Origin of the sequence: Holdemania sp. 1001095H_141210_F2, from assembly GCF_015558105.1 — a bacterium.
Lineage (GTDB): Bacteria > Bacillota_I > Bacilli_A > Erysipelotrichales > Erysipelotrichaceae > Holdemania.
Window position 1 is genome coordinate 1 of the sequence record NZ_JADNPO010000039.1, and the last position, 22,527, is coordinate 22,527.

At 53.0% G+C, this 22,527-nt stretch carries 21 protein-coding genes; 17 read left to right on the forward strand and 4 right to left on the reverse strand.

The annotated features are described in order from the left end of the window. Nucleotides 1–93 precede the first annotated feature (93 nt). The gene (gene rpsT, locus I2G61_RS15105) at nt 94–354 is read right to left on the reverse strand and encodes a 30S ribosomal protein S20 (RefSeq protein ID WP_006060229.1); all 261 of its coding nucleotides are present in this window, start codon (nt 352–354) and stop codon (nt 94–96) included. Between the two features lie 181 nt (nt 355–535). Here rpsT and gpr point away from each other — a divergent pair, with 181 nt between their 5' ends. From gpr to hemW, 7 genes are all read left to right on the forward strand, one after another. Continuing rightward, nucleotides 536–1,405, forward strand: a complete 870-nt coding sequence (gene gpr, locus I2G61_RS15110; protein WP_195548417.1) for a GPR endopeptidase — start codon at nt 536–538, stop codon at nt 1,403–1,405. A gap of 54 nt (nt 1,406–1,459) precedes the next feature. Further along, nucleotides 1,460–2,302 carry a stage II sporulation protein P gene (locus I2G61_RS15115; protein WP_195548418.1) on the forward strand — a complete coding sequence of 281 codons (843 nt, stop codon included), beginning with the start codon at nt 1,460–1,462 and terminating at the stop codon, nt 2,300–2,302. Next, nucleotides 2,299–2,577 carry a hypothetical protein gene (locus tag I2G61_RS15120; protein WP_195548419.1) on the forward strand — a complete coding sequence of 93 codons (279 nt, stop codon included), beginning with the start codon at nt 2,299–2,301 and terminating at the stop codon, nt 2,575–2,577. Before I2G61_RS15115 ends, I2G61_RS15120 begins: the two co-directional genes overlap by 4 nt. Nucleotides 2,578–2,641: 64 nt before the next feature. Beyond that, complete coding sequence (fmt, locus tag I2G61_RS15125; protein WP_229100782.1) at nt 2,642–3,628, forward strand: methionyl-tRNA formyltransferase; 987 nt, start codon at nt 2,642–2,644, stop codon at nt 3,626–3,628. A gap of 573 nt (nt 3,629–4,201) precedes the next feature. Continuing rightward, nucleotides 4,202–6,007, forward strand: a complete 1,806-nt coding sequence (lepA, locus tag I2G61_RS15130; protein WP_195548420.1) for a translation elongation factor 4 — start codon at nt 4,202–4,204, stop codon at nt 6,005–6,007. A gap of 126 nt (nt 6,008–6,133) precedes the next feature. Continuing rightward, nucleotides 6,134–6,406, forward strand: coding sequence for a MazG nucleotide pyrophosphohydrolase domain-containing protein (locus I2G61_RS15135; protein ID WP_195397315.1), 273 nt, complete (start codon nt 6,134–6,136; stop codon nt 6,404–6,406). Beyond that, on the forward strand, nt 6,384–7,496 hold the full coding sequence (gene hemW, locus I2G61_RS15140) for a radical SAM family heme chaperone HemW (RefSeq protein WP_195548421.1): 1,113 nt from the start codon (nt 6,384–6,386) through the stop codon (nt 7,494–7,496). Before I2G61_RS15135 ends, hemW begins: the two co-directional genes overlap by 23 nt. A gap of 74 nt (nt 7,497–7,570) precedes the next feature. Here the strand turns inward: hemW and I2G61_RS15145 are convergent, their stop codons facing one another. Further along, nucleotides 7,571–8,425: an NAD(P)-dependent oxidoreductase gene (locus tag I2G61_RS15145; protein ID WP_195548422.1), complete on the reverse strand. Its 855-nt coding sequence runs from the start codon at nt 8,423–8,425 to the stop codon at nt 7,571–7,573. A gap of 238 nt (nt 8,426–8,663) precedes the next feature. Between I2G61_RS15145 and rpsO the strand changes: the two genes are divergently transcribed. Continuing rightward, the gene (rpsO, locus tag I2G61_RS15150; protein ID WP_072683460.1) at nt 8,664–8,930 is read left to right on the forward strand and encodes a 30S ribosomal protein S15; all 267 of its coding nucleotides are present in this window, start codon (nt 8,664–8,666) and stop codon (nt 8,928–8,930) included. A gap of 180 nt (nt 8,931–9,110) precedes the next feature. Here the strand turns inward: rpsO and I2G61_RS15155 are convergent, their stop codons facing one another. Continuing rightward, a complete protein-coding gene (locus tag I2G61_RS15155) occupies nt 9,111–10,355 on the reverse strand; it encodes a cation:proton antiporter (protein ID WP_195548423.1) in 1,245 nt (414 codons plus the stop codon). A 114-nt stretch (nt 10,356–10,469) separates the two neighbouring features. Here I2G61_RS15155 and I2G61_RS15160 point away from each other — a divergent pair, with 114 nt between their 5' ends. Further along, entirely contained in the window at nt 10,470–11,363 is an 894-nt protein-coding gene (locus tag I2G61_RS15160; protein ID WP_072683458.1) for a LysR family transcriptional regulator, read from the forward strand. Here the strand turns inward: I2G61_RS15160 and I2G61_RS15165 are convergent. Further along, nucleotides 11,339–12,220, reverse strand: coding sequence for a LysR family transcriptional regulator (locus tag I2G61_RS15165; RefSeq protein ID WP_072683457.1), 882 nt, complete (start codon nt 12,218–12,220; stop codon nt 11,339–11,341). The genes I2G61_RS15160 and I2G61_RS15165 overlap by 25 nt on opposite strands. Nucleotides 12,221–12,326: 106 nt before the next feature. On the opposite strand from I2G61_RS15165, the gene I2G61_RS15170 reads away from it, so the two are divergent. The 8 genes from I2G61_RS15170 (at nt 12,327) to I2G61_RS15205 (ending at nt 22,516) form a co-directional block, all read left to right on the forward strand. Next, on the forward strand, nt 12,327–14,045 hold the full coding sequence (locus I2G61_RS15170; protein ID WP_195548424.1) for an ABC transporter ATP-binding protein: 1,719 nt from the start codon (nt 12,327–12,329) through the stop codon (nt 14,043–14,045). After that, nucleotides 14,042–15,775, forward strand: a complete 1,734-nt coding sequence (locus I2G61_RS15175; RefSeq protein WP_195548425.1) for an ABC transporter ATP-binding protein — start codon at nt 14,042–14,044, stop codon at nt 15,773–15,775. The genes I2G61_RS15170 and I2G61_RS15175 overlap by 4 nt, the downstream gene beginning before the upstream one ends. A gap of 444 nt (nt 15,776–16,219) precedes the next feature. Then, the gene (locus I2G61_RS15180; RefSeq protein WP_195397309.1) at nt 16,220–16,852 is read left to right on the forward strand and encodes a TetR/AcrR family transcriptional regulator; all 633 of its coding nucleotides are present in this window, start codon (nt 16,220–16,222) and stop codon (nt 16,850–16,852) included. Continuing rightward, nucleotides 16,849–17,553 carry an ABC transporter ATP-binding protein gene (locus tag I2G61_RS15185; protein ID WP_072683453.1) on the forward strand — a complete coding sequence of 235 codons (705 nt, stop codon included), beginning with the start codon at nt 16,849–16,851 and terminating at the stop codon, nt 17,551–17,553. The genes I2G61_RS15180 and I2G61_RS15185 overlap by 4 nt, the downstream gene beginning before the upstream one ends. Before the next feature lie 2 nt (nt 17,554–17,555). Further along, the gene (locus tag I2G61_RS15190; protein WP_072683452.1) at nt 17,556–20,933 is read left to right on the forward strand and encodes an FtsX-like permease family protein; all 3,378 of its coding nucleotides are present in this window, start codon (nt 17,556–17,558) and stop codon (nt 20,931–20,933) included. Continuing rightward, nucleotides 20,933–21,190 (forward strand): GIY-YIG nuclease family protein, encoded by a 258-nt coding sequence (locus I2G61_RS15195; protein ID WP_229100783.1) that lies wholly within the window; start codon nt 20,933–20,935, stop codon nt 21,188–21,190. The genes I2G61_RS15190 and I2G61_RS15195 overlap by 1 nt, the downstream gene beginning before the upstream one ends. 210 nt (nt 21,191–21,400) lie before the next feature. After that, nucleotides 21,401–21,967: a hypothetical protein gene (locus I2G61_RS15200; protein WP_072683450.1), complete on the forward strand. Its 567-nt coding sequence runs from the start codon at nt 21,401–21,403 to the stop codon at nt 21,965–21,967. 177 nt (nt 21,968–22,144) lie between these two features. After that, nucleotides 22,145–22,516 carry a desulfoferrodoxin family protein gene (locus tag I2G61_RS15205; RefSeq protein ID WP_195397307.1) on the forward strand — a complete coding sequence of 124 codons (372 nt, stop codon included), beginning with the start codon at nt 22,145–22,147 and terminating at the stop codon, nt 22,514–22,516. The last annotated feature ends 11 nt before the right edge of the window (nt 22,517–22,527 follow it).

The following is a 22,527-nucleotide window of genomic DNA, read 5'->3' on the forward strand; positions in this document are numbered from 1 at the left end:
TCTGCGTCTTTCTTGTTTCGGTTTTTCTCTCACCAACACTATTTTTGAAAGAGCCCATAAAAAAAGATCCGGATTCCGGATCTTTTTCGCATCTTACAGAGAGTTGACCGCTTTCGCTAAGCGAGCCTTCTGACGCGCTGTGTAGTTCTTGTGCTTCAGATGGCTGGTAACGGCTTTATCTAATAAAGAATTTGCAGTGTTGTACGCTGCAACTGCCTTTTCCTTATCCTTTGCTTCAACCGCAACCAGGACTTCCTTGATCGCCGTCTTCAGCGCGGATTTTTCCGCAGTTTTCGCTGCATTTCTCTTTAAATTAGTAATCGAACGTTTCTTCTGAGACTTGATGTTTGGCATTCTGACACCTCCTCCGCATTTATACCTTAAGAATTATAACAAAAGGAAGGTGAAAATGCAAACACTAATGGAAAAAGGTGACAAGAAAACAAGCCGGAACCGGTAAAAACAAATTGTTTTCTTTTGGAATCCGACGCATAACCGGCGTTCTTTCAGCGCATACTAAGTCCGAGGTGAGCGTATGCGCAAACACAGAACCGATCTGGCCTATGAAGAAGTGCTGGATTTACAGGACAATGAGAATTTTACCCATACAAAGAAAAGTTACCGCGGGATCACGACCCATCATATTTCAATTCACCATCCGTGCGAGGAAATTGAAAAGCAGCCGGGTGAGTATATCACGATTGAGCTGGACGACCTGAACGACGCAACTCAGCGAAAGGAAGCGATCGCCGTGACTGCGGATTGTTTGAAACAGGTTGTTGAGGGCTTGAAGTGTACTGGGACGCGGACGTTAATCGTCGGGTTGGGCAATCAGGAAATCACGGCGGATTCTTTAGGTCCAATGGCGGCCCGCGAGGTGATCGTTACGGCTCATCTGCATCGGCTGAATGAAGCAGAACTGGCGCAGGGAACCAGCGAGGTCGCGGTCATCATTCCCGGTGTAATGGGGCAGACCGGTCTGGAGACCGCGGAATTTGTCCAGGCGGTCGCCCGGCAGTTTAAGCCCGACTTTGTGATCGCGATCGACGCGCTGGCAACCCGTTCCATCGAACGGATCAACCGGGTGATCCAGATCAGCGATACCGGGATTCAGCCCGGCGGCGGGGTCGGCAATCACCGCAAAGTGCTCAACGAAAAGTTGGTGCAGGCTCCCGTCGTCGCGATTGGCGTCGCCACGGTCGTCAGCATTGAAGCGCTGATCGATCAGGTTCTTTCGACGATCCAATGCGATGATTATGATAAGGTGATGGAACATATCCATTATCAGGAATCCTACCAGATGGTCGTCACGCCCAAAGAAATGGATGAGGAGGTCAAGCATTTGACGGAAGTGATTTCGACAGCGATCAATCAGGTGCTTCATCCCCGCTACTCCCAGATGTAGTCATGAGCCCCCCTTTCCCCGCATAAACTGCGGAAAGAGAGGGGGCTTTTTTCCTTGAAAACAAAGCTGAAAATTACGCTCAAATGTCTGTTGATCCTGGCCTTTCTCGTCATGACGTCATTCTTTAGCGGCTTCCGCGATTTACTTTCGCAGAATAAAACCTCGGTGCTGGAGTCGATCCTGCATCCGGTGATCGACCTGGACCGCATCTCGATCAAGGAACAGCTGGCGCTGCTGCCGGACTTCAAACAGGCGGTGGAACGAATTGATGAGGTCGTGGTCAACGAGCCGTTTGTACCGAAATTTGAAAAGGAAGAAAAACCGGAGAAAAAATCCGTTTACATCTATAACACCCATCAGTCGGAAACGTACAGCGACGGTACGACGACCTATGAAATCGGCATGGAGCTGGCGAAAATGTTAGAAGAAGAGGGTTATTATGTTTATTTTCAGACCGGGAATTTCCTGCGTGAAGCGGAGGAGGAAGGGCTGAAATACAACCAATTATATACGATTTCCCGCCGTCATATCAACGATACGTTCGCCGAACACGGCGGCTTTGATCTGGTCATCGACCTGCACCGCGACTCCGCGCCGCGTTCCGCTTCCATCTTGGAGAGCGACGGGGTCACTTATGCAAAGATGATGTTTGTCGTCGGCATGAAATCTTCCAATGCCGCTCACGTGATGGAACATTCCCGGCAATTAACCGACAAAATCAACCAGGTGATGCCGGGTATAATGAGATCAGTTTTCCAGCGGCAGTCTGTTTACAATCAGGATATGGCCAAGAACATGGTGCTGCTGGAATTGGGAACGGACCAGAACAGCACGGAGGAAGTCCGCCACTCCTTACGGATCTTAGTCGAAGCGTTAACGAACGGAGGGATCGAATGAAACGGTTTATTCTGGACGCCTTTTTGATTTTAATCGTCGTCAGTATCGGCAGTACGCTCAATCAGCAGCAGCCGGAATCCACGATCCAGCAGCGGATCGACGAATTCAACCGGCAGATTGAACAGGAAGAAGTGATTGAGCCGCCCGTTCACCGGGCCTCGATGTATCAGATTCAGGAAAACGCCGCAGGTCAGCTGGGGGCAAATATTTCCGAGATGGTCATCCGCGTCGTCGATGGTTCCGTGCGCATGATCACCTCGGCTTTCGGCCAATGAACCGCGCATCTTCCTTTTGTTTATGGTATAATCGTTGACGTAAACGAAAAAGGAGGGATGCCTCTTGAAAACAAGAGTCTTATTTATGGGCACGCCGGAATTTGCCTGCGGGATTTTACAGGCGTTAACCGAGCTGCCGTTTGTCGAACTGGTCGGGGTCGTATCGCAGCCGGACAAGAAGGTCGGGCGGCAGCAGAAGCTGCAGCCGACGCCGGTGCATGCTCTGGCGCAGCAGCTGGCGCTGCCGGTGCTGCGGCCGGAGAAGATCCGTACGGAGTATGCGGATGTGCTGGCGTTAAACCCGGAGCTGATCGTTACCTGCGCGTATGGTCAGATGGTTCCGGAAGCCGTGCTGAACGCGCCGAAATACGGCTGCATTAACGTTCATGCTTCACTGCTGCCGAAATACCGCGGCGGCTCGCCGATTCATACCGCAATCATTCAGGGCGAAACGGAAAGCGGCGTGACGATCATGCAGATGGTAAAGAAAATGGACGCCGGGGATATGCTGGCGGTCAAAAAAGTAACGATTGAAGCGGAAGATACGACGGAAATCCTGCATAACAAGCTGATGGCGGCAGGCGCGGCCTTGCTTAAGGAATGTCTGCTGGACTATATCGAAGGCCGGATTACGCCGGTTCCCCAGGATGAAACGCAGGTCAGCTTCGCCTGGAATATCACGAAAGAACAGGAGCGGATTGATTTTTCTAAATCAGGCTGGCAGATCTATAATCAGATCCGCGGGCTGATCTCCTGGCCGGTAGGCTATGGCGTGATCGCCGGACAGAAAATGAAGTTCTGGGGCGTGCGCTATCGCGAAGAGAGGTCCGGAAAGCCGAGCGGCACCATCCTCGGTTTTGACGAAACCGGGATGCAGGTCGCCGCGGGTGAAGGGATGCTTATCGTAACTGAGCTGCAGATGGAAGGCAAAAAGCGGGTCAGTGCCAGAGATTTCTACAATGGCAAAGGCAAGCAGCTGATCGGCTGTCAGTTTGAAGCGATTGCCCATCCAACCGGCACTCCGCAGGAAAGCGAAGCTTTGCCGAAGTAAAAACGAAAGCTTGAATCCGGCGGAAATCTGGCGCCAAAGGGAAAGGCGCAGCTTGTTTTTTCAGGATAAAACAGGCAGGGAATCCATCTCCTGTCAAAAAGACAGACAAAATAATCAAAGCAATTCAATAGCCCAAGCCAGCTCGATGAACTCGCTTGGGCTTTTATGTGAGAAACGTGTTACGCAAAAGGGAGGGGAATTCAAGCGCAAAGATTTAAACCTTGGAATCCTCGTTTATTATCTGATATCAGATTGTTAAGAATTACGGTATAAAGTAAGACGATGAATGCAGAAATAAGGAACCATCCTCACAATTATTGAACGGAATGCACGAAGTCAATGTTTTCCGGCTGCATTCCTTCCGCTATAATTCCGTATAAAAATTTGAAAATGCCAGTTCAATTATGCAGGTGTTCCGCTTGGATCGAAGGCCGCAAGAAATTCACATACGCTCGGCAAATCCGTCGGGAAAACGTAAAGCTCAGCCTGTTTCCCATCGTTTGAGGAGTGGTTCTGCTTTTCTTTGAGGTCGGCTTTTGATATAATAGGACAGAAGTTTAAGGAGGAATGGCGATGGATCAGTCGAAGATCAGGAACTTTTCGATCATTGCCCATATCGACCATGGCAAATCCACATTGGCGGATCGGATTCTGGAAATGACCGATACCGTTCAGCATCGGGAAATGGTTGATCAGATCCTGGATTCTCTGGATCTGGAACGGGAGCGCGGCATTACGATCAAACTGAACGCGGTTCAGCTGAAATATAAAGCAAAAGATGGCGAGGAATATATTTTCCATCTGATCGACACCCCCGGGCACGTCGATTTCACGTATGAGGTTTCACGCTCGCTGGCGGCGTGCGAAGGCGCGGTGCTGGTCGTGGATGCGGCGCAGGGAATTGAGGCGCAGACGCTGGCGAACGTCTACTTAGCGCTGGACAACGATTTGGAGATCGTGCCGGTCATCAATAAAATTGATTTGCCAAGCGCGCAGCCGGAGGTCGTCAAGGAAGAAATTGAAAGCGTCATCGGGCTGGATTGTACGGAAGCACCGTTGATATCGGCAAAGACCGGACTTAACGTTCAAGATGTGCTGGAGGAAGTCGTGAAGAAGATTCCGGCGCCTGCCGGCGATCCGCAGGCTCCGTTAAAAGCGCTGGTGTTTGATTCCGTGTATGATTCCTATCGCGGCGTTATCGTCTTTGTCCGCGTCAAGGACGGCCGGATTCAGGTCGGCGATAAAATCCGCTTCATGAATAATCAGGCTGAATATGAAGTGCTGGAATGCGGCGTGCGCAATCCGAAGGAAGTCAAGCTCAACGCTTTGGAGTGCGGCGAAGTCGGCTGGTTTGCAGCGAGCATCAAATCCGTGCAGGACGTCAGCGTCGGCGCAACCGTCACGAAGGCGGACAATCCGGCGAACGAAGCGCTGCCGGGCTATCGAAAGATGAATCCGATGGTTTACTGTGGTCTGTATCCGACCGATTCCGCGAAATACAACGATCTGCGCGACGCGCTTGAAAAGCTCAAGCTGAACGACGCCTCGCTGCAGTTTGAGGCGGAAACGTCCCAAGCTCTGGGCTTCGGCTTCCGCTGCGGCTTTCTCGGCCTGCTGCACATGGACGTCGTTCAGGAACGGCTGGAACGGGAGTATAACCTGTCGCTGATCGCGACGGCGCCCAGCGTTATCTATCATTGTTATCTGACCGACGGCTCGATGGTCAAGATCGACAACCCGGCGCATCTGCCGGAAGTCCAGCGGATCGAACGACTGGAAGAACCGTATGTCACCGCGAACATCATGGTGCCCAACGAATACATCGGCGCGGTTATGGAGCTGTGTCAGAACAAGCGCGGAATCTATAAGGACATGCATTATATCGACGCGAACCGCAATACGCTGGAATATGAAATTCCATTAGGTGAGATTGTATTTGATTTCTTTGATAAGCTGAAAAGCTGTACGAAGGGCTATGCGTCGCTGGACTATGAAATCAGCGAATACAAAAAGAGCGATCTGGTCAAGATGGACATTCTGCTCAACGGCGAATTGATCGACGCCTTGTCGATCATCGTGCACCGCGATTTCGCTTATGCCCGCGGCAACTCCATTACTGTGAAGCTGAAGGAACTGATCCCGAAGCAGCAGTTTGAAATTCCGGTGCAGGCGGCGGTGAACGGGAAGATTATCGCGCGCACCAATATCAAGTCGCTCCGCAAAAACGTTCTGGCCAAGTGTTACGGCGGCGATATTTCACGAAAGAAGAAGCTGCTGGAAAAACAGAAGGAAGGCAAAAAGCGGATGAAGGCGGTCGGATCCGTAGAAATTCCGCAGGAAGCGTTCATGGCTGTCCTGTCGATGGACGACGATAAATAAAAACAGGCCGGCGGCAGGCGAACCTCAGCGATTGGATCATCCTTTCACAGGTTTCAGCGCCCCGCCTGTTTTTTTGATTGATGGGTTTAAAAATAGGAATGAGCGAAGAAAGGTCAGGGGAGAGTTATGGCAATATCAGATGAAATCCAACAGCTGCGGATCGACTGCGGCTGGGATCAAACCGACACGCCGGCGATTTTAGCCAAGTCGGTTTTTGCCGAAGCCGGGGAACTGCTGGAATGCTTTATTCAGACCGAGGAAACGCCGGACTGGGACGCCGTGAAAAGCGAGGTCGCCGACGTTTTGATATACGCGATGTCGATCTGCATTGATCAGGGATGGGACGCAGAGGAAGTCATCCGGGAGAAGTTTGCCGATGTGCGCCGCCGCTACCTTTGAGAATCGCGCGCTGTATGTTCACATTCCCTTTTGTCAGGGAATCTGCGCGTACTGCGATTTCACCCGCGTGCGCTACCACGCCGGACTGGCTGATCAGTATTTGACGCAGTTGGCCAGAGAACTGGAAGAACGGGTGCCCTGCAAAGGTATGGAAACGGTCTATATCGGCGGGGGCACGCCGACCGCTTTATCGCTCGATCAGCTGCGGCGGCTGCTGGACTTGCTTCAGCCTTATCTTCAAGGGGCGGCGGAGGTCACAATCGAAGCCAATCCGGAAGCGATCAGCACAGAACTGATCGAAATTTTGGTAAAGGGCGGGATCAACCGGATATCGCTCGGCCTGCAATCCTGCGACGATGAAATTCTGAAGCAGATCGGCCGGCGGCATACATTCGCTCAGGCACGTCAGGCGGTGCGGCAGCTTCAGCAGGCCGGCTTGACGAATATTTCCTGCGATCTGATCTACAGCCTTCCGCGTCAGACGAGGGCGCAATGGAAAAAAACACTCAAGGACGTCCTGTCGCTGAACATTCCGCATTGCTCGCTGTATGCGCTGACGATTGAGGAACACAGCGAATTCGGCCGAACCGGTCAGCGGCCATTGGACGAGGACACCGAAGCCAGCATGTATTTTGAAGCGGTCCGGGTTTTAACTGCGGCCGGCTATCAACATTATGAAATATCCAATTTTGCGAAACCGGGCTATGCGTCGCGGCATAATCTGCATTATTGGAATTATGACGATTTTTACGGCGTCGGGTTGGGCGCCAGCGGGAAGCTGAGTTCTTTTCGTTATGACAACACGTGCAATTTTCAGGAATATTTTAAAGGAAACTGGATCGGGGAAACGATCGAACTGTCGCGGCGGGATCAGATGTTCGAAATGGTGATGATGAATCTGCGCACCGCATGGGGGTTATCGCTGGCTGACTTTGAACAGAAGTTCGGGTTGCCGCTGAGCGAGGTCTACCCGGATGCGGTGCAGAAAGGAATCAGGCAGGGCTGGCTCAGAATGACGGAGAACCGCCTGATGCCGACCGAAGCCGGCATGGCGCTTCTAAATACGGTACTGGAGGAGTTTCTGGATTAAGAAACTTCTTTTCCATTGAGGTCAAGATGATCCATTAAAAAAACCTCCGGAAACATCCGAAGGTCGAAAAGAAGCTATTTTTCGTAATGCTTGATGATGGCCTGAGTACCCAGATCGCCCTCGCCCTCATCCTGCATCTGTTCGTACATGGAAAGCACGATTTCCAGCACCGGCAGCTCCACGTTCTGCGCTTTTGCCGCTTCCTTAGCCAGCCGCATATCCTTGATGAAATGCTTGATGAAGAAGCCCGGATTATAATCTTCCTGCAGCATCTTGACGCCGTTGTTGCTCATCTGCCAGCTGCCGGCTGCGCCCTTGCTGATGGCGCCGAGCAGTTTTTCCGGATCCAGACCGTTCGCCTTGGCATAAACGATCGCTTCCGCCACTGCGCTGACCGTGCCGGCGATTGCGATCTGATTCGCCATTTTGGTATGCTGGCCGCAGCCTGCCGGTCCCATCCGCAGCACGGATTTGCCCATCTTGTTGAAATACGGCAGGCAGGCGTTAAAATCTGCTTCCTCACCGCCGACCATGATCGACAACGTGCCCGCCGCCGCGCCGCTGTCGCCGCCGGAAACCGGCGCGTCCAATACGCGGATCTGATGCTCTTTTCCCTGTTGATGAAGCTTCACCGCCAGCGAAGGGGAGGACGTCGTCATATCGACCGCAATGGCCCCCGGCTTGGCCGCTTTGAAGATTTCATCATAAACTTCTTCGACATCTTTCGGGAAACCGACGATCGTGAAGATCAAGTCCGCATCCTTGACGGCCTCGGCCACGGAATAAGCGACCTGCGCGCCTTTTTCCTTTAATGCTTCCGCTTTGGCGGCCGTCCGGTTGTAGACGGTGACCTCATCGCCCTGATTCAATAAATGGGAAACCATAGACTTACCCATGACCCCGGTTCCGATCCATGCAATTTTACTCATCGTATCACCTCTTGTCCTATTATACCTTCATCCGGGGGCAAAACACAAGCATTGCTCCCTGTGTCCTGACTGCGCCCTCTGGCTCCTAAACCGCTTCATAAAGCAGGATCAGATGAAAATAAGACTTGTCAAGCAGGGGATGTTTATGCTATGATTAACACGCTGTTGAACTGGGATGCACGATGACTCCGTCGGCACGCTCGGTCCATCAGGTCTTAACGATATAGGAGGAAAACACATGTTAAGTAAAGCAGAAAAGACCGCGATCATTAAAGAATACGCTCGTTTTGAAGGCGATACCGGTTCCGTTGAGGTTCAGGTTGCCGTTCTGACAGCGCAGATCAACCGTCTGACAGAACATTTAAAGGAACACAAGAAGGATTACCATTCCACACGGGGTCTGATGATGATGGTCGGCCGCAGAAGAAAGTTCTTAGCTTATCTGCGCGACACGGATATCAACCGTTACCGTGATCTGATTCAGCGCTTGGGCCTGAGAAAGTAAGGATGAAGACAGCGTTTCACGACGCTGTTTTTTTATGCTTTCTGTCTGATTCGATTGGCGCCACCCGATTGCGAGGGTTGTATTTTTCACGGAAGAGGGCGCTGAAAACAAGGCAAAAGAAAACGGGTGGAAGCGAAGGGGATAACCCCAGACGTTTCCACTCGTTTCTGGTTAAGAGAGTCAGACCGCGGCCTGATGAGAATGCTTGTGATGGGCAGGATGCAGATTTTCTTTGGGAATGGAACCGGATAAGATTAACGAGGTCTTCGCGCACAGCGGACCGATGATTTCATACAGGATCGCCGTTGACAGGATGACCGTGGACAACAACGTTCCATATTCGCCAGGCAAGATCCGCTGGCCCAGGGCCGCTAAACCGATCGCGACGCCGGCTGACGGCACCAGTGCCAGACCGAAATTATTTCGTGTTGTGGCCGGCGCCTGGATCAGGGTACAACCGATCCACGAACCGATCAGCTTGCCGACAATGCGGAAGAAGAAGAACCCCAGACCGATCAAGCCGACATACCGCAGCGCCGGAATATTCAGATTCATGCCGCTGACGACGAAGAAGATCGTCATGATCGGCGGGGTGAAGCTGCTGACCTGATCAAACAGCTGAATATCCTTGGATAAATTCAGATAAGCCGCGCCCATCGCCATGCAGCACAACAGCGGCGAGACATCCAACGCGGTGCACAGCGCGCTCATAATTAAGATCATCGACACCGCGATGATCAGACGGTTATCATCGGAACGTTTTTCCGTAATCATCTTATTCATGATCAGACCGCATCCGATGCCCATGACCACCGCTAAACCGTTGGTTAAGACCGGCTCGATAAACACCATCAGATTCATCGCCGAGTGCTGAACCAGCGCTTCCGCGATCGCCGCGCAGACGCTGAAGGCAAGAATGGATACCGCATCGTCCAGCGCGACGACCTGCAGGATTAAATTGACGAAATCGCCCTTGGCCTGATACTGCCGGATCGTCATGATCGTGGAAGCCGGCGCGGTCGCCGATCCGATCGCCCCCAACAAGAGCGCGAAGGCCAGCGGCTGGCGGAAGATCACAACCATCACGAAGATGATGACTACCGCGGCGATCAACGCTTCGCAGCACGTCAGGATCAGGATATTGATGCCGTTGCGCTTCAACTCATGAAACAGAAAGTAGCGGCCGACGCCGAAAGCGATAAAGCCCAGCGCCACGTCGGTGACAAAACCGAGGCTGTTGATGATTTCCGTCGGGATCACGTTGAAGCAGAACGGCCCTAACAGCACGCCGGTCAAAATATAAGCTGTCACATTGGGCAGCTTCAGCAGCTTTGTGATCCGGGTTAACAGAAACCCGCTTAACAAAATAATCGCCAGACACAGCCCCAGCTCGGAATTGGGCTGTAAATTAAATGAACTTAACATCGTTTGAATTCCCCCTTGTCGTTTCCTACTTGATTATATGGATCAAAGAGGATAAAATCAAATTATGAATATTTTGTATATTATAAATATATTTAATAATAGGAGGATGACCTGATGATTGATCCCAAGATTAAAACATTGCTGGCGTTAGTGGAATGCGGCAATTATACCAAAACGGCGAAACAGCTGGCTTTAACGCAGCCGGCGATCACCCATCACATCAAACTGCTGGAGGAGGAATTCGGCATTAAGATTTTTTATAAAAACCGCCGTCAGCTGGTTCCGACCCCGGAAGGCGAGGTGCTGATCAAGTATGCACGGCGGGCTTACGCGCTTTCCGAGAATCTGCGCCAGGCGTTAAGCGACGTCCGCAGCCAGGTGAAAAGCCTGACGCTGGCCATCACGCCGACCGCCCAGAACAACATCGTACCGCATTTATTTGCGAAATACTGCAACGAGCATCCTAACGTTCATATTAATATTATTACGGATAACATAAATAATATTTATAATAAACTCAAAATGTACGAGGCGGATCTGGCGATCATCGAGGGCAATATCACCGCCCCGCATTTCACTTCCATCCTGCTGGACACCGATTCGCTGTGCGTAGCCGTTTCGGTCAATCATCCGCTGGCCAAAAAGCAAAGTGTATCGCTGAGCGAGCTGCGGAATGAAAACTTCATTCTGCGTTCCTCCAGCGCCGGTACCCGCAGTCTGTTTGAAAGTCATCTGATCTCACAAAATTTAAGCATCCATGATTTCAACGTGATCATGGAGATCGACAGCGTCGTCGTGATCAAAGAACTCGTCGCTTCCAACATGGGCGTTACGATCATCTCGAAAAATGCCTGCCGCAGTGAGGTGCAGAAGAAAAAGCTGGTGACGCTGCCGATTGAAAACATGACGATGGTGCGTGAAATCAACATGGTGTATTACCGGGAATTCCGGCATCCGGAAATCCTGCGCGATATCCAGGCGATCTATACGTCAACCTTGGAATCCTGACGGAGAAAATCCAGAAACAACGCGGTCGCGGCGGAAAGCGGCCGCTTTTTCGACCAGATCAGACACGTTTTGGTGACCAGCCGTTCGCAGGCGATCGGCTTGACGGACATCTGCGTCAGATCAATGAAGCCGGCGGAGGAATAGGGCACGATAGCCGTGCCCAGTCCGGCCTGCGCCCATTGGATCGAAGTCCGGGCATCGTCATTAAGACAAAGCGGGGAAGGCGTGAAGCCTTCCTTTTCGCATTCCTCCGCTAACAGGGCCGCGAAGCGGCGGTAATAAACCAGCGGCTGATCCTTTAACTGCCGGATTGTGATCTGATCGTCTGGAAATTGATCCGTTTCCCGCCGGACGACGACGGCCAGCGGATCGGCGTCCAGCTCCAGGACGTGAACCGAAGCGTCGTAAAAGGGCGTGCGCACGATCGCGGCTTCAATCAGGCCTGCCGCCAGTTTGTTCAACTGTTCAAACGTATTGCCTTCGTCGATCTGATATCGCATTTTCGGATGCCGTGCAGCGAAACGGAAAAGTCTTGGATATAATAAGGAAGCGGCAGAGGAGGAGACCGCGCCCAGGCGCAGGACGCCCCCCTGTCCCTGGGCATAGCCGGTGATCTCCCGGCGCGTGTCTTCCGTCAGGCTGAGAATGTCCAGGGCCCGCTGATAAAAGCGCTCGCCGGCCGCGGTGAGTTGGATCCGCCGTGCTCCGCGGAAAAACAGCGGCGTTCCGAGCTCCTGTTCCAGCTGCTTCATCGCCACGCTGAGCGGCGGCTGGGATAAGTTCAGCGCGGAAGCGGCCTGTAAGATGCTGCCATGCTGGACAACAGCGACATAATATTCGAGCTGACGCAGTTCCATCGTGATCCTCCTATATGATTTAAGTATAGTTTATATAGTAAACCAATATTTTTTCTATATCAAGGGCGCTGGTATAATAAGTGAAGTCTGAAAGGAAGAAGTTTGTATGAAAACGATTGTTTCGTATTTCCGATATTTTAAAAAAGAACTTGTGTTCGGCCCGTTGTTCAAGCTGGCGGAAGCAATTTTTGAATTGTTGGTGCCGTTGGTGATGGCCCGGATCATCGACGTTGGCATCGCGCAGAAAGATCTGGCTTATATATTGCGCCAGGGTGGGGTGATCGTCGGCTTCGCACTGGTCGGCATCGCCTGTTCCCTGACGTGTCAGTATTTTGCGGCACGGTGTTCGCAGGGGATGGGCACGGAGCTGCGGCGGGCTGTGTATCATCAGATCAATTTATTCTCGGCCCAGCAGGTCAGTCAGTTTTCTTCTTCGTCGCTGATCACGCGTTTAACCAACGACGTCAATCAGGTCCAGCAGGCCGTCGCGATGTTGATCCGGCTGGCGATCCGGGCGCCGTTTCTGGTGCTGGGGTCGTTGACGATGGCGATGGTGATCGATCGGACGATGGCGCTGATCTTTCTGGCGGCGATCGTAGTGATCGCTTTGGTTTTGGGGGTATTGATGACGTGTTCCTCGCATTTTTTCAGAGCTGTGCAGCGGCAGCTGGACCGGATTTCGCAGATTACGCAGGAGAACCTCGAAGGTCAGCGCGTCATCCGCGCATTCTCGCGGCAGCGGTTGGAAACGCATCGGTTTGACGAAGCTGCCCAGGCGAGCTATCAAGCGTCGATGCGCGTCGGCTGGATCAGCGGTTTGTTTAACCCGGCGACGCAGATTGTCATCAATTTGGGTATTGTCGCGCTGCTTTACTGCGGCAGCTTTCAAGTCAACGGCGGCGCTTTGAGTCAGGGCAACCTGGTTGCGCTGGTCAATTACATGACGCAGATGTTTCTGGCCTTGGTCGTTCTGGCCAATTTGTTTGTAATCTTCACGAAAGCCGCCGCCTCAGCCGGCCGGATTGAAGCGGTCTTGAAAACAGAGCCGGCGATCATTGGCGGAATCACGGAACTGTCAAAGGATAAGGATGCTGTGCTGGAGATGGATAAGGTCAGCTTTGGTTACAGCGAAGGGGAAAGCGCGATCGAACAGATCAGCTTTACAATTCAGCCGCGCCAGACCGTCGGACTGATCGGCGGAACGGGCTGCGGCAAAAGCACAATCGTGCAGCTTCTGCCACGGCTGATCGATCCGACAGCGGGCGAGATCCGGCTGGGTGGAGTGCCGCTGAGGGAATTTTCATTAGCGGACCTGCGCCGTCAGATCCGGATTGTGCCGCAGAAGGCGGTGCTGTTTTCCGGGACGATCCGCGAGAATCTTCGCTGGGGCAATCAAGACGCCGATGACGCGGCGTTATGGCAGGCGCTGACGCTGGCGCAGGCCAGAGATTTTGTCGAAGCTATGCCGCAGGGACTGGATACGCTGCTGGTACAGGGGGGCAAAAATTGTTCCGGCGGTCAGCGGCAGCGGTTGTGCATTGCCCGCGCGCTCGTGGGCCGGCCATCTCTGTTAGTGCTGGACGACAGCACCAGCGCGCTTGATTATCAAACCGACGCCCGGCTGCGGCAGTCGTTAAAAAAGATTGAGGGCAGTCCCGCGGTGCTGATCGTATCTCAGCGGATCGCCTCGATCCGGCACGCGGATTTCATTCTGGTGATGGATCAGGGCCGGCTGGTCGGCCAGGGGACGCATGAAGAATTGCTGGACACCTGTGCGGTGTATCAGGAAATCGTCCGTTCACAGACGAGGGAGGATCAACGATGAGTCAGTCAGCTTTATTGCGGCGCTTACTGCGCTATGTAAAACCTTATAGCTTGCTTTTGGCAATGGCGCTGGTCTTCGCGCTGCTGCAGGTTGCGATGACGCTGAGCGCGCCGGTGATCATCGGTCAGGCGGTCGATGCGATCGTAGCGGCGGGGCAGGTTGATTTTATCCGGGTCACTCAGACACTGACCGCGCTGGCGGCCGTTGTGATTCTGGCCGCGCTCTTTCAGCTGTTGATGACCTGCTGCACCAATGTCTGCTGCTACCGGACGATCCGGGATCTGCGCATGCAATGCTTCGCGCAGTTTCACGCGCTGCCTCTGGCGACGCTGGATAAAACGCAGCAGGGAGATTTTATGAACACGCTGGTCAACGATATCGACGTGATCTCCGACGGTCTTCTGCAAGGCTTCACACAGCTGTTTACCGGCGTGATCACGATTGTCGGCACGCTGGGCTTCATGCTTTCGATCCATCCGGGAATCACGCTGGCCGTCGTGCTCATCACGCCGCTGTCCTTTGGCGTCGCTTCATTCATCGCTTCCCGCAGCTCGCGCTTGTTTAAGCAGCAGGCGCGGATCAAGGGCGAGCTGTCCGGATTTGCCGAGGAACGGGTCAACGGACAGAGCCTGGTCGCGGCCTACAATCAGCAGGCAGTTTCGGAAGCGGCCTTTGATGAAATCAATCAGCGGCTTAACCAGGTTGGCACGCAGGTGCAGTTCATTTCTTCCCTGACCAATCCGTGCACGCGGTTCGTCAACAATCTGGCCTATGCCGCCGTCGGCATCATCGGAGCCCTGACGGCGCTGGGCGGCGGCATGAGCGTCGGTCAGCTGACTTCGTTTTTAAGCTACGCTTCGCAATATACCAAGCCGTTTAATGAAATCAGCGGCGTCGTTACCGAGCTGCAGGCCTCCTTAAGCAGCTGCGAGCGGGTTTTCCATCTGCTTGATCAGCCGCAGGAAAGCGATCAGGCAGATCAGGGGTCAGGAAAACAGGGCCGCGGCGAGCTGCGGCTGGAGCATGTGTCGTTTCGTTATCAGGCAAACGAGCCGCTGATCGAGGATTTCAATCTCACGGTCAAGCCGGGTCAGAAAATTGCGATCGTCGGCCCGACCGGCTGCGGCAAGACGACGTTGATCAACTTGTTGATGCGCTTCTACGAGATTGGCGGCGGGGTGATCCGGCTGGACGGCGTGGACACCCGCACGCTCAGCCGCCATGAGCTGCGCGCCCATTTTGGGATGGTGCTGCAGGACTCCTGGATCTTCCGCGGCACAATCCGTGAGAACATCGCTTACGGCCGGCCTGACGCTTCGCTTGCGGATGTGGAGAAGGCCGCCCGGCAGGCGCATCTTGATTACTTTATCCATCAGCTGCCGCAGGGCTATGATACGCTGCTGGATGAAACTGTTTCGCTGTCGCAGGGACAGAAACAGCTGCTGTGTATCGCGCGGGTGCTGCTTTGCGATCCGCAAATCCTGATTTTAGATGAAGCGACCAGTTCGATTGATACCCGGACGGAGCTGTTGGTGCAGTCGGCGTTCGATCAGATGATGCAGGGCCGCACAAGCTTCATCGTCGCTCACCGCTTGTCGACGATCGAACAGGCCGATCGGATTCTTGTGATGAATCACGGTCAGATTCTGGAACAGGGCAGCCATCACGAATTATTGAAGCAGGGCGGCTTTTACAGTCAGCTCTACAACAGTCAGTTCGCGGGCGAATAAACCGGATGGTCCGATGCTGAAGGGGCGCGAAACGCAGAGCCGCCTGTTCGCAAGAATCATTTTGCAAGCTTGATTTAACGTTCTAGAATCAGGGAAAGAAGATCTCCCGCAGGATGAAGCATCCCGCGGGATTTTTCATTTAAACGTTTCTAAGGATGAAGGAAGTCTGAAATCCGGATTTTGAATAAGGCGAGTCCTCTGTCTTATTCATTGGCTTAAACAAGCCGGTGCTGAGCAATACCGGGGGCGATTTAAAAAAATAAGTCGGGACAGAATCGGCGATCTGGACTAAAACAAGGAGCATAAACTAAAAGGGTCAGGATCAAAATTTCAGAAAATTTTGAATTTGGACACCCGGGAAGATCTGTCTATTTTTAAACGATTGACAAAGCCAGTGAACAACCGTATATTATTAGTAACTGGAATAATGAACGGAGGTTTACTATGGCGCAGGTATTGAAAGAAATCCAGCGGGATAAAATTCTGGAAGCCGCCAAACAGGAGCTGCTGCAATATGGCTATCGGGATGCTTCGATGCGCCGGATCGCCGCGCAGGCCAAGATGACGGTCGGCAATTTATACCGCTATTTTGAAAGCAAGGATCAGCTTATTCAGGCGATCACCTCGCCGGCGCTGACACAGCTGGATCAGTTGGTGCGCAGTTTGACGGATGATCGGATTTCGCTGAACCAGACCAATACGGCGGTCGGTTTATCCATCGGCGAGCTGCGGCCGAAAATTGACCGGCTGGCTTTGGATCTGGCTGAGCTGTCGGTGCGGATGCCGCAGGAGATGCGGATTTTAATGCTGCACAGCGATCTGAGCGAACAGATTTCAAGCTGGCTTGTTTCCTTATTGGAAGTGCTGGCTAAAGAGTGGGCGCTGTTTCCATTCAACCGGGACGCTGAGTTTCACGCGCTGTGCCGGATGTTTTCCGCGTCGTTGTTTCAAGGCGTGCGCGAAGTCTTTTCCCAAGCTGGCGAACTGGATCAAAACCAGCTTTGCGAGGTGCTGCGGATTTACTTCGGTTTGTTTTTGAGCATGTTCAGTCCGGCTGCGAAAGGAGATCAACAATGAGCGAGTTTATTGAGTTCCGGGACGTCCGGAAAGTGTATAAGATGGGGGAAGTGGAGATTCCGGCGCTGGACGGGGTCAGTTTCCAGATTAAAAAAGGTGAATTTGTCGTGATTGCCGGTGCTTCCGGTGCGGGCAAGAGCACAATTTTGAATATTCTGGGTGGGATGGATACCTGCACCAGCGGCGAGATTCTAGTCGACGGCGAGGAAGTGTCCAAGATGGATGCCCGCCAGCTGACGACCTACCGGCGCTACGACATTGGTTTTGTCTTCCAGTTTTACAATCTGGTGCAGAATTTAACCGCTCGTGAGAACGTTGAGCTGGCCGTGCAGATCTGCAAGAATCCGCTGGACGTCGATCAGACGATCGAGGCGGTCGGCCTGCGGGAGCGGCGCAACAATTTTCCCTCCCAGCTTTCCGGCGGCGAGCAGCAGCGGGTTGCGATCGCCCGGGCGCTGGCGAAAAATCCGAAGCTGTTGTTGTGCGATGAACCAACCGGCGCGCTGGATTATCAAACCGGCAAGGCAATCCTGAAGCTTTTGCAGGATACCTGCCGCGAACAGCAGATGACCGTCATCGTCATCACGCACAACCTGGCCCTGACGCCGATGGGCGACAAAGTCATCCGCGTTAAAAGCGGCAAGATCCGCTCGATTGAAGTCAACGAGCATCCGAAGCCGATTCAGGAGATCGAGTGGTAGGCATGCGCAGTCCTCTATTGAAAGACACGTTGCGGGAGATCCGGAAAACCAGGGGCCGGTTTTTCTCGATCTTCGGCATCGTCGCGATCGGCGTCGCATTTTTCGCCGGCGTTCTGGCTTCCGCGCCGGATATGAAATACACGGCCGACCGCTATTTTGACGATTACAATTTAATGGATTACCGCGTCGTTTCCAATTTCGGCATTACCGAAGACGACGTGCGCCAGCTGCGTCAGGTTGCGGGCGTTCAAGGCGTTCAGGCCAGTTATACGCAGGATGTGATCACCCGGATCGGCTCAAAGGAGCTGGTGCTGAAAGTTCACGCGCTGGATTTGGAGCATCTTGATCCGCAGGATCCGGATTATATCAACCAGCTGGTCGTGACAAGCGGGCGGCTGCCGGAAAAAAGCGGCGAATGCGTTATTGAGGATGGCAAGATCGTCGTGTCCGGCATGAAGATCGGCGATACGATCAAGATCGAAAGCGGCACTTCCAATCCGCTGGATGACAGCTTCAGCCGCGATACGTTCACGATTGTCGGAACAGTCAACACGCCGTACTACCTTTCCTACGAAAAGGGCACAAGTACGATCGGCTCCGGCAGCGTCGATACCTATGTGTACGTGCCGAAAAACGATTTCACGATGGAGGTTTATACCGACGTCTATCTGACCGCCCGCGGAGCGAAACCATACAACAGCTACAATCAGGACTATTTCGACTATCTGGAGCCGTTAAGCGAAACGCTGACGACGCTGGGCAGCGAACGAGCAGAGCTGCGCCGGCAGTCGATTGTCGATGAGGCGATGAAGGAATATACGGATGGACAGGCGGAATATGACCAAGCGCTGGCGACGTTTAATTCCGAGATTGAAAAAGCGGAGAAAAAGCTGCAGGAGGGCAAGGACGAGCTGTTAGTCGGTCAGGCGACGCTGACTTCAAGCAAGGCGATGGCCGAAGCGCAGCTGAAACAGGGTGAAGCGCAGATCGAGATGATCCAGAAACAAATTGATACGCTGGTCGCCACCTATGATGAAAAGAAAAAAGAATATGAAACCACTAACGCTCAGGCACTGGAACAGAAAGCGGCGCTGGAAAGTCAGATCGCTGAAAAACAGAAAAATCTGGCGGACAAGCAGACCGAGCTGGCTCCGGCTGAGCAGGAACTAAACGAGCAGACGCAGAAACAACTCGACTTAACTACCCGTCAGGTGGAGCTGGAAACCAAAAAAGCGCTCAATCAGACGGATCCGGAGAAATATCCGGCGCTGAGTGAAGAGGAAGCGGCTGAGCTGGAAAAAATCCCCGGTGAGCTGATTCTGGTCAATGCCCGGATCACGGAACTGCAGGGTGAACTGGCCGTGTTAACCCAGCTGGAAACCGAAATTACGACGGCGCAGGCGCAGCTGGATCTGATCAATCAGGGACTGGAAGTCTCCGAAACAGTGCTCAAGACGATCGACGAACAGATCGTCTCGGCCAATGCCCAGATCGAGCAGCAGCGCCAGACGCTGGTGCAGGCTAAGGCGGAAGCCGATAAGCAGATTGCTGAAGGAGAAGCCAAGCTGAAGCAAGGTCAGAAAGAAGTCGCCCAGGGTGAAATTGATCTGGCGCTTAACAAAGCGGAAGGCGAAGCGAAGCTGGAGGATGCGCGCGAGGAGCTGGTGCTGGCGAAGAATAAGATCGAACAGATCGAACAGGGCAAGTGGTATATCCTCGACCGCCAGTCGCATTACAGCTATATGGATTACAAGGGCGCCGCCGACCGGATGGCCGCGATCGCCAAGGTGTTCCCGGTGTTCTTCTTTTTAGTCGCGGCGTTGGTCTGTCTGACGACGATGACCCGGATGGTCGACGAACAGCGCTCGCAGATCGGGACGATGAAGGCGCTGGGCTATACGACCGGGCAGATCGCGTTCAAGTATGTGTTCTACGCCGCCTTTGCGAGTCTGACCGGAAGTCTGGTCGGGCTGGCTGTCGGGTTGTTTGCTTTCCCGGCGATCATCTATACTGCCTGGCTTATGATGTACGTGCTGCCCCCGGTCAGCTTTACGCCGCAGCTGTCGCTGATGATCGGCTCTACCACGGCGTCGGTACTGGTGACGACGCTGGCGGCGTTTGCGGCCTGTTATAAGGAATTGATCGAAACTCCGGCGCTGCTGATGCGGCCGAAAGCCCCAAAGCTGGGCAAGAAGATCCTGATCGAGCGGATGACGTTTGTATGGAAGCGCTTCTCCTTCACTTCCAAGGTCACCGCGCGCAATCTGTTCCGGTACAAAAAACGCTTCTTCATGACGGTGCTGGGCATTTCCGGATGTACGGCGCTGTTGGTCGCCGGCTTTGGCATCAAGGATTCGATCAGCCGGATTGTCAATTCCCAATTCGGCGAAATCTTCCAATATCAGGGGATCGCATCGCTGCAAAAAGATCTGGATGAGACTGAGAAGCAACAGGTCTTCGATCAGATTTCCAGCCTGGACATGATCGACGATTCGCTGGATGTGTACCAGTCCAACGCTGTCGTCTACCAGGGCAATGACAGCACGGAGGTGACGCTGGTCGTGACCTCCGATCCGGAGCGGTTCCGCGATTTCGTGTCGCTGCATCCCCGCAAACAGCCGCAGGAAGAGCTGCGGCTGAAGGATAGCGGCGTGGTGATCACGGAGAAAATGGCGAACGACATGAATCTGCATATCGGCGACACGATCGAGCTGGAAAATGAGAAGGAACTGCGCCGGAATGTCGAAATTACCGGGATCGCGGAAAACTATCTCAACCATTACGTGTACATGAACGCCAACGCCTATAAAGAAACCTACGATCTGCGTGCCCAAAGCAACGCCGTTTTCCTGAAATTCAACCCCCAGATTGACGACGCGGAGCAGCGCAGCGGTCAGGAACTGTTAAAGAATGAGAAGATCAGCTCGCTGTCGTTTTATACCGGGATCAAGGATAACTTCAACAACATGATCCGCAGTCTGAATTATATCGTGCTGGTGCTGATCATCTCCGCGGGGATGCTGGCGTTTGTCGTATTGTACAATCTGACTAATGTCAACATCAGCGAACGGCTGCGCGAAATTGCGACGCTGAAAGTGCTGGGCTTTTATAACAAGGAAGTCAACACCTATGTTTATAAAGAAAATATCATCCTGACCCTGATCGGTTCTCTGCTCGGGTTGGGGCTGGGCAAGATTCTGCATTTGACGATCATGGTCGTGGTCGAGCTGGACAACATCATGTTCGGCCGCGTCATCCTGCCGCAGAGCTATGTGATTTCCGTCCTCATCACGATGCTGTTCGCAGTGATCGTCAATCAGGTCATGAAGTCCAAGCTGCGCGCGATCCCGATGGTGGAATCGCTGAAATCGGTGGAATGATGAGCGCCTGGGTCTATATTCTGGAATGTGCGGACGGCAGCTATTACACCGGCTGGACCAACGACGTCGAAAAACGCTTCGCGGCGCATTGCGCGGGCCGGGGCGCCAAATATACCCGTTCCCACCCGCCAGTGCGGGTGGCCTATGCGAAAGCGTTTATTGATAAATCCGCCGCGCTGAAACAGGAAGCGGCGATCAAGAAGCTGACGCGGGCGCAAAAAGCGGCGCTGATCGCGGAAGCCGAGTCAGAAAAATAGGCAATGCCGGCTGCCGAGGCTGTGGGGTGAGCCTTGCCAGTTTTGAATGACAGGAAAGAGATTGCGCGCGTTTCCTGTTCTCTTTCTCATGTTAAAAAATTGACAAATAATGTGAAATGTTTATCAAACTGACTGGAAAAGCGGTTGAAAAGGACTATAATGAAGACAGAAAGAGATCTTCTGACAGAAGGTCGCAAAGGAGGAAGTTCGATGAAACAGGTCATGTACGGCATTAAAATCGTGGATGTCAACGATTTCGGCGGTTGGATTGGCTATGAGCCTGTCAAGCAGGAGCTGGCAGACGTCCTGAATCATCATCTGTATCTGTTTTTCCAGAATGAATATCATATCCGTCAGTTTGCGGAAGGGAGAAAGTTTGTCATCAACGTCAACGACGAGGACTTTCAAAAAGTCATCGGCAATGCCAGAATCTTGAAAGCGGTCGTTGAGATCGGCACTCCGTTAAGCATGAACGGCTACGCAGTCAGCGCCCCGGCATACGCCCGCAACGTCGTCAAACCGCTGAGCCGGCTGACGCATTTTATCCCGGAAGAGAAGATTTATACGTTTGCGGATGAGGAATACAAGACGCAGAAGACCGACTTCAATTACATTGCCGATCTGATGCGCCGGACTTCGATCGAACAGGTCAATCAGCTGATCGGCGGCATTTCTTTCGTCAATCAGAATCTGCTTTATCATTACCCGCATTATTTCATTCTAGGCGACGATCAGATTCAGATTCAGGACGATAATTACCAGATCGCTGGCGCATAAGGAAAACCGCGGACTTTCCCTTTGGGGAAGGTCCTTTTTTTACTTGACAGCGGGGAAGATTCAAGCTGGCGATGAAACCTGCTTTTGTTCGGATCCGAAAGATCGCGGGCATATTCGTTGCACGTCTGAGCCTTTCTTAGTACAATGAACTCATCAAGTCAAAAGGAGGACTGTTGAATGAAAATTTTACGATGCAACCACTGCGGAAATATGACCTATGTTCTGCACGATTCATATGTACCGATGATCTGCTGCGGCGAGGAAATGCACGAGCTGATCGCCAACACCACGGAAGCGGCGCTGGAGAAACATCTGCCGGCGGTCACTGTGAACGGAGGCAAGATCGAAGTCGTTGTCGGCAGCGTTGAGCATCCGATGACCGATGCGCATTATATCGAATGGATTTTGCTGGAAACGGACAAAGGCGTACAGATCCGCCATCTGACCCCGTCCGATGCACCGAAGGCTGTCTTTGAGATCGGTGAAGGCAAGCCGCTGGCGGTTTACGAATACTGCAACCTGCACGGTCTGTGGAAGACTGAACTTTAAAAATAACGCAG

Bases quoted from the DNA above. Each gene is read 5' to 3' on its own strand.
- I2G61_RS15145 (WP_195548422.1), bottom strand. From the start codon at position 8,425: ATGAGTAAAATTGCATGGATCGGAACCGGGGTCATGGGTAAGTCTATG.
- I2G61_RS15165 (WP_072683457.1), bottom strand. From the start codon at position 12,220: ATGGAACTGCGTCAGCTCGAATATTATGTCGCTGTTGTCCAGCATGGC.
- I2G61_RS15180 (WP_195397309.1), top strand. From the start codon at position 16,220: ATGGCGCAGGTATTGAAAGAAATCCAGCGGGATAAAATTCTGGAAGCC.
- I2G61_RS15120 (WP_195548419.1), top strand. From the start codon at position 2,299: ATGAAACGGTTTATTCTGGACGCCTTTTTGATTTTAATCGTCGTCAGT.
- I2G61_RS15155 (WP_195548423.1), bottom strand. From the start codon at position 10,355: ATGTTAAGTTCATTTAATTTACAGCCCAATTCCGAGCTGGGGCTGTGT.
- rpsO (WP_072683460.1), top strand. From the start codon at position 8,664: ATGTTAAGTAAAGCAGAAAAGACCGCGATCATTAAAGAATACGCTCGT.
- I2G61_RS15170 (WP_195548424.1), top strand. From the start codon at position 12,327: ATGAAAACGATTGTTTCGTATTTCCGATATTTTAAAAAAGAACTTGTG.
- I2G61_RS15200 (WP_072683450.1), top strand. From the start codon at position 21,401: ATGAAACAGGTCATGTACGGCATTAAAATCGTGGATGTCAACGATTTC.
- I2G61_RS15205 (WP_195397307.1), top strand. From the start codon at position 22,145: ATGAAAATTTTACGATGCAACCACTGCGGAAATATGACCTATGTTCTG.
- I2G61_RS15190 (WP_072683452.1), top strand. From the start codon at position 17,556: ATGCGCAGTCCTCTATTGAAAGACACGTTGCGGGAGATCCGGAAAACC.
- I2G61_RS15135 (WP_195397315.1), top strand. From the start codon at position 6,134: ATGGCAATATCAGATGAAATCCAACAGCTGCGGATCGACTGCGGCTGG.
- lepA (WP_195548420.1), top strand. From the start codon at position 4,202: ATGGATCAGTCGAAGATCAGGAACTTTTCGATCATTGCCCATATCGAC.
- rpsT (WP_006060229.1), bottom strand. From the start codon at position 354: ATGCCAAACATCAAGTCTCAGAAGAAACGTTCGATTACTAATTTAAAG.
- I2G61_RS15160 (WP_072683458.1), top strand. From the start codon at position 10,470: ATGATTGATCCCAAGATTAAAACATTGCTGGCGTTAGTGGAATGCGGC.
- gpr (WP_195548417.1), top strand. From the start codon at position 536: ATGCGCAAACACAGAACCGATCTGGCCTATGAAGAAGTGCTGGATTTA.
- hemW (WP_195548421.1), top strand. From the start codon at position 6,384: ATGTGCGCCGCCGCTACCTTTGAGAATCGCGCGCTGTATGTTCACATT.
- I2G61_RS15185 (WP_072683453.1), top strand. From the start codon at position 16,849: ATGAGCGAGTTTATTGAGTTCCGGGACGTCCGGAAAGTGTATAAGATG.
- I2G61_RS15195 (WP_229100783.1), top strand. From the start codon at position 20,933: ATGAGCGCCTGGGTCTATATTCTGGAATGTGCGGACGGCAGCTATTAC.
- I2G61_RS15175 (WP_195548425.1), top strand. From the start codon at position 14,042: ATGAGTCAGTCAGCTTTATTGCGGCGCTTACTGCGCTATGTAAAACCT.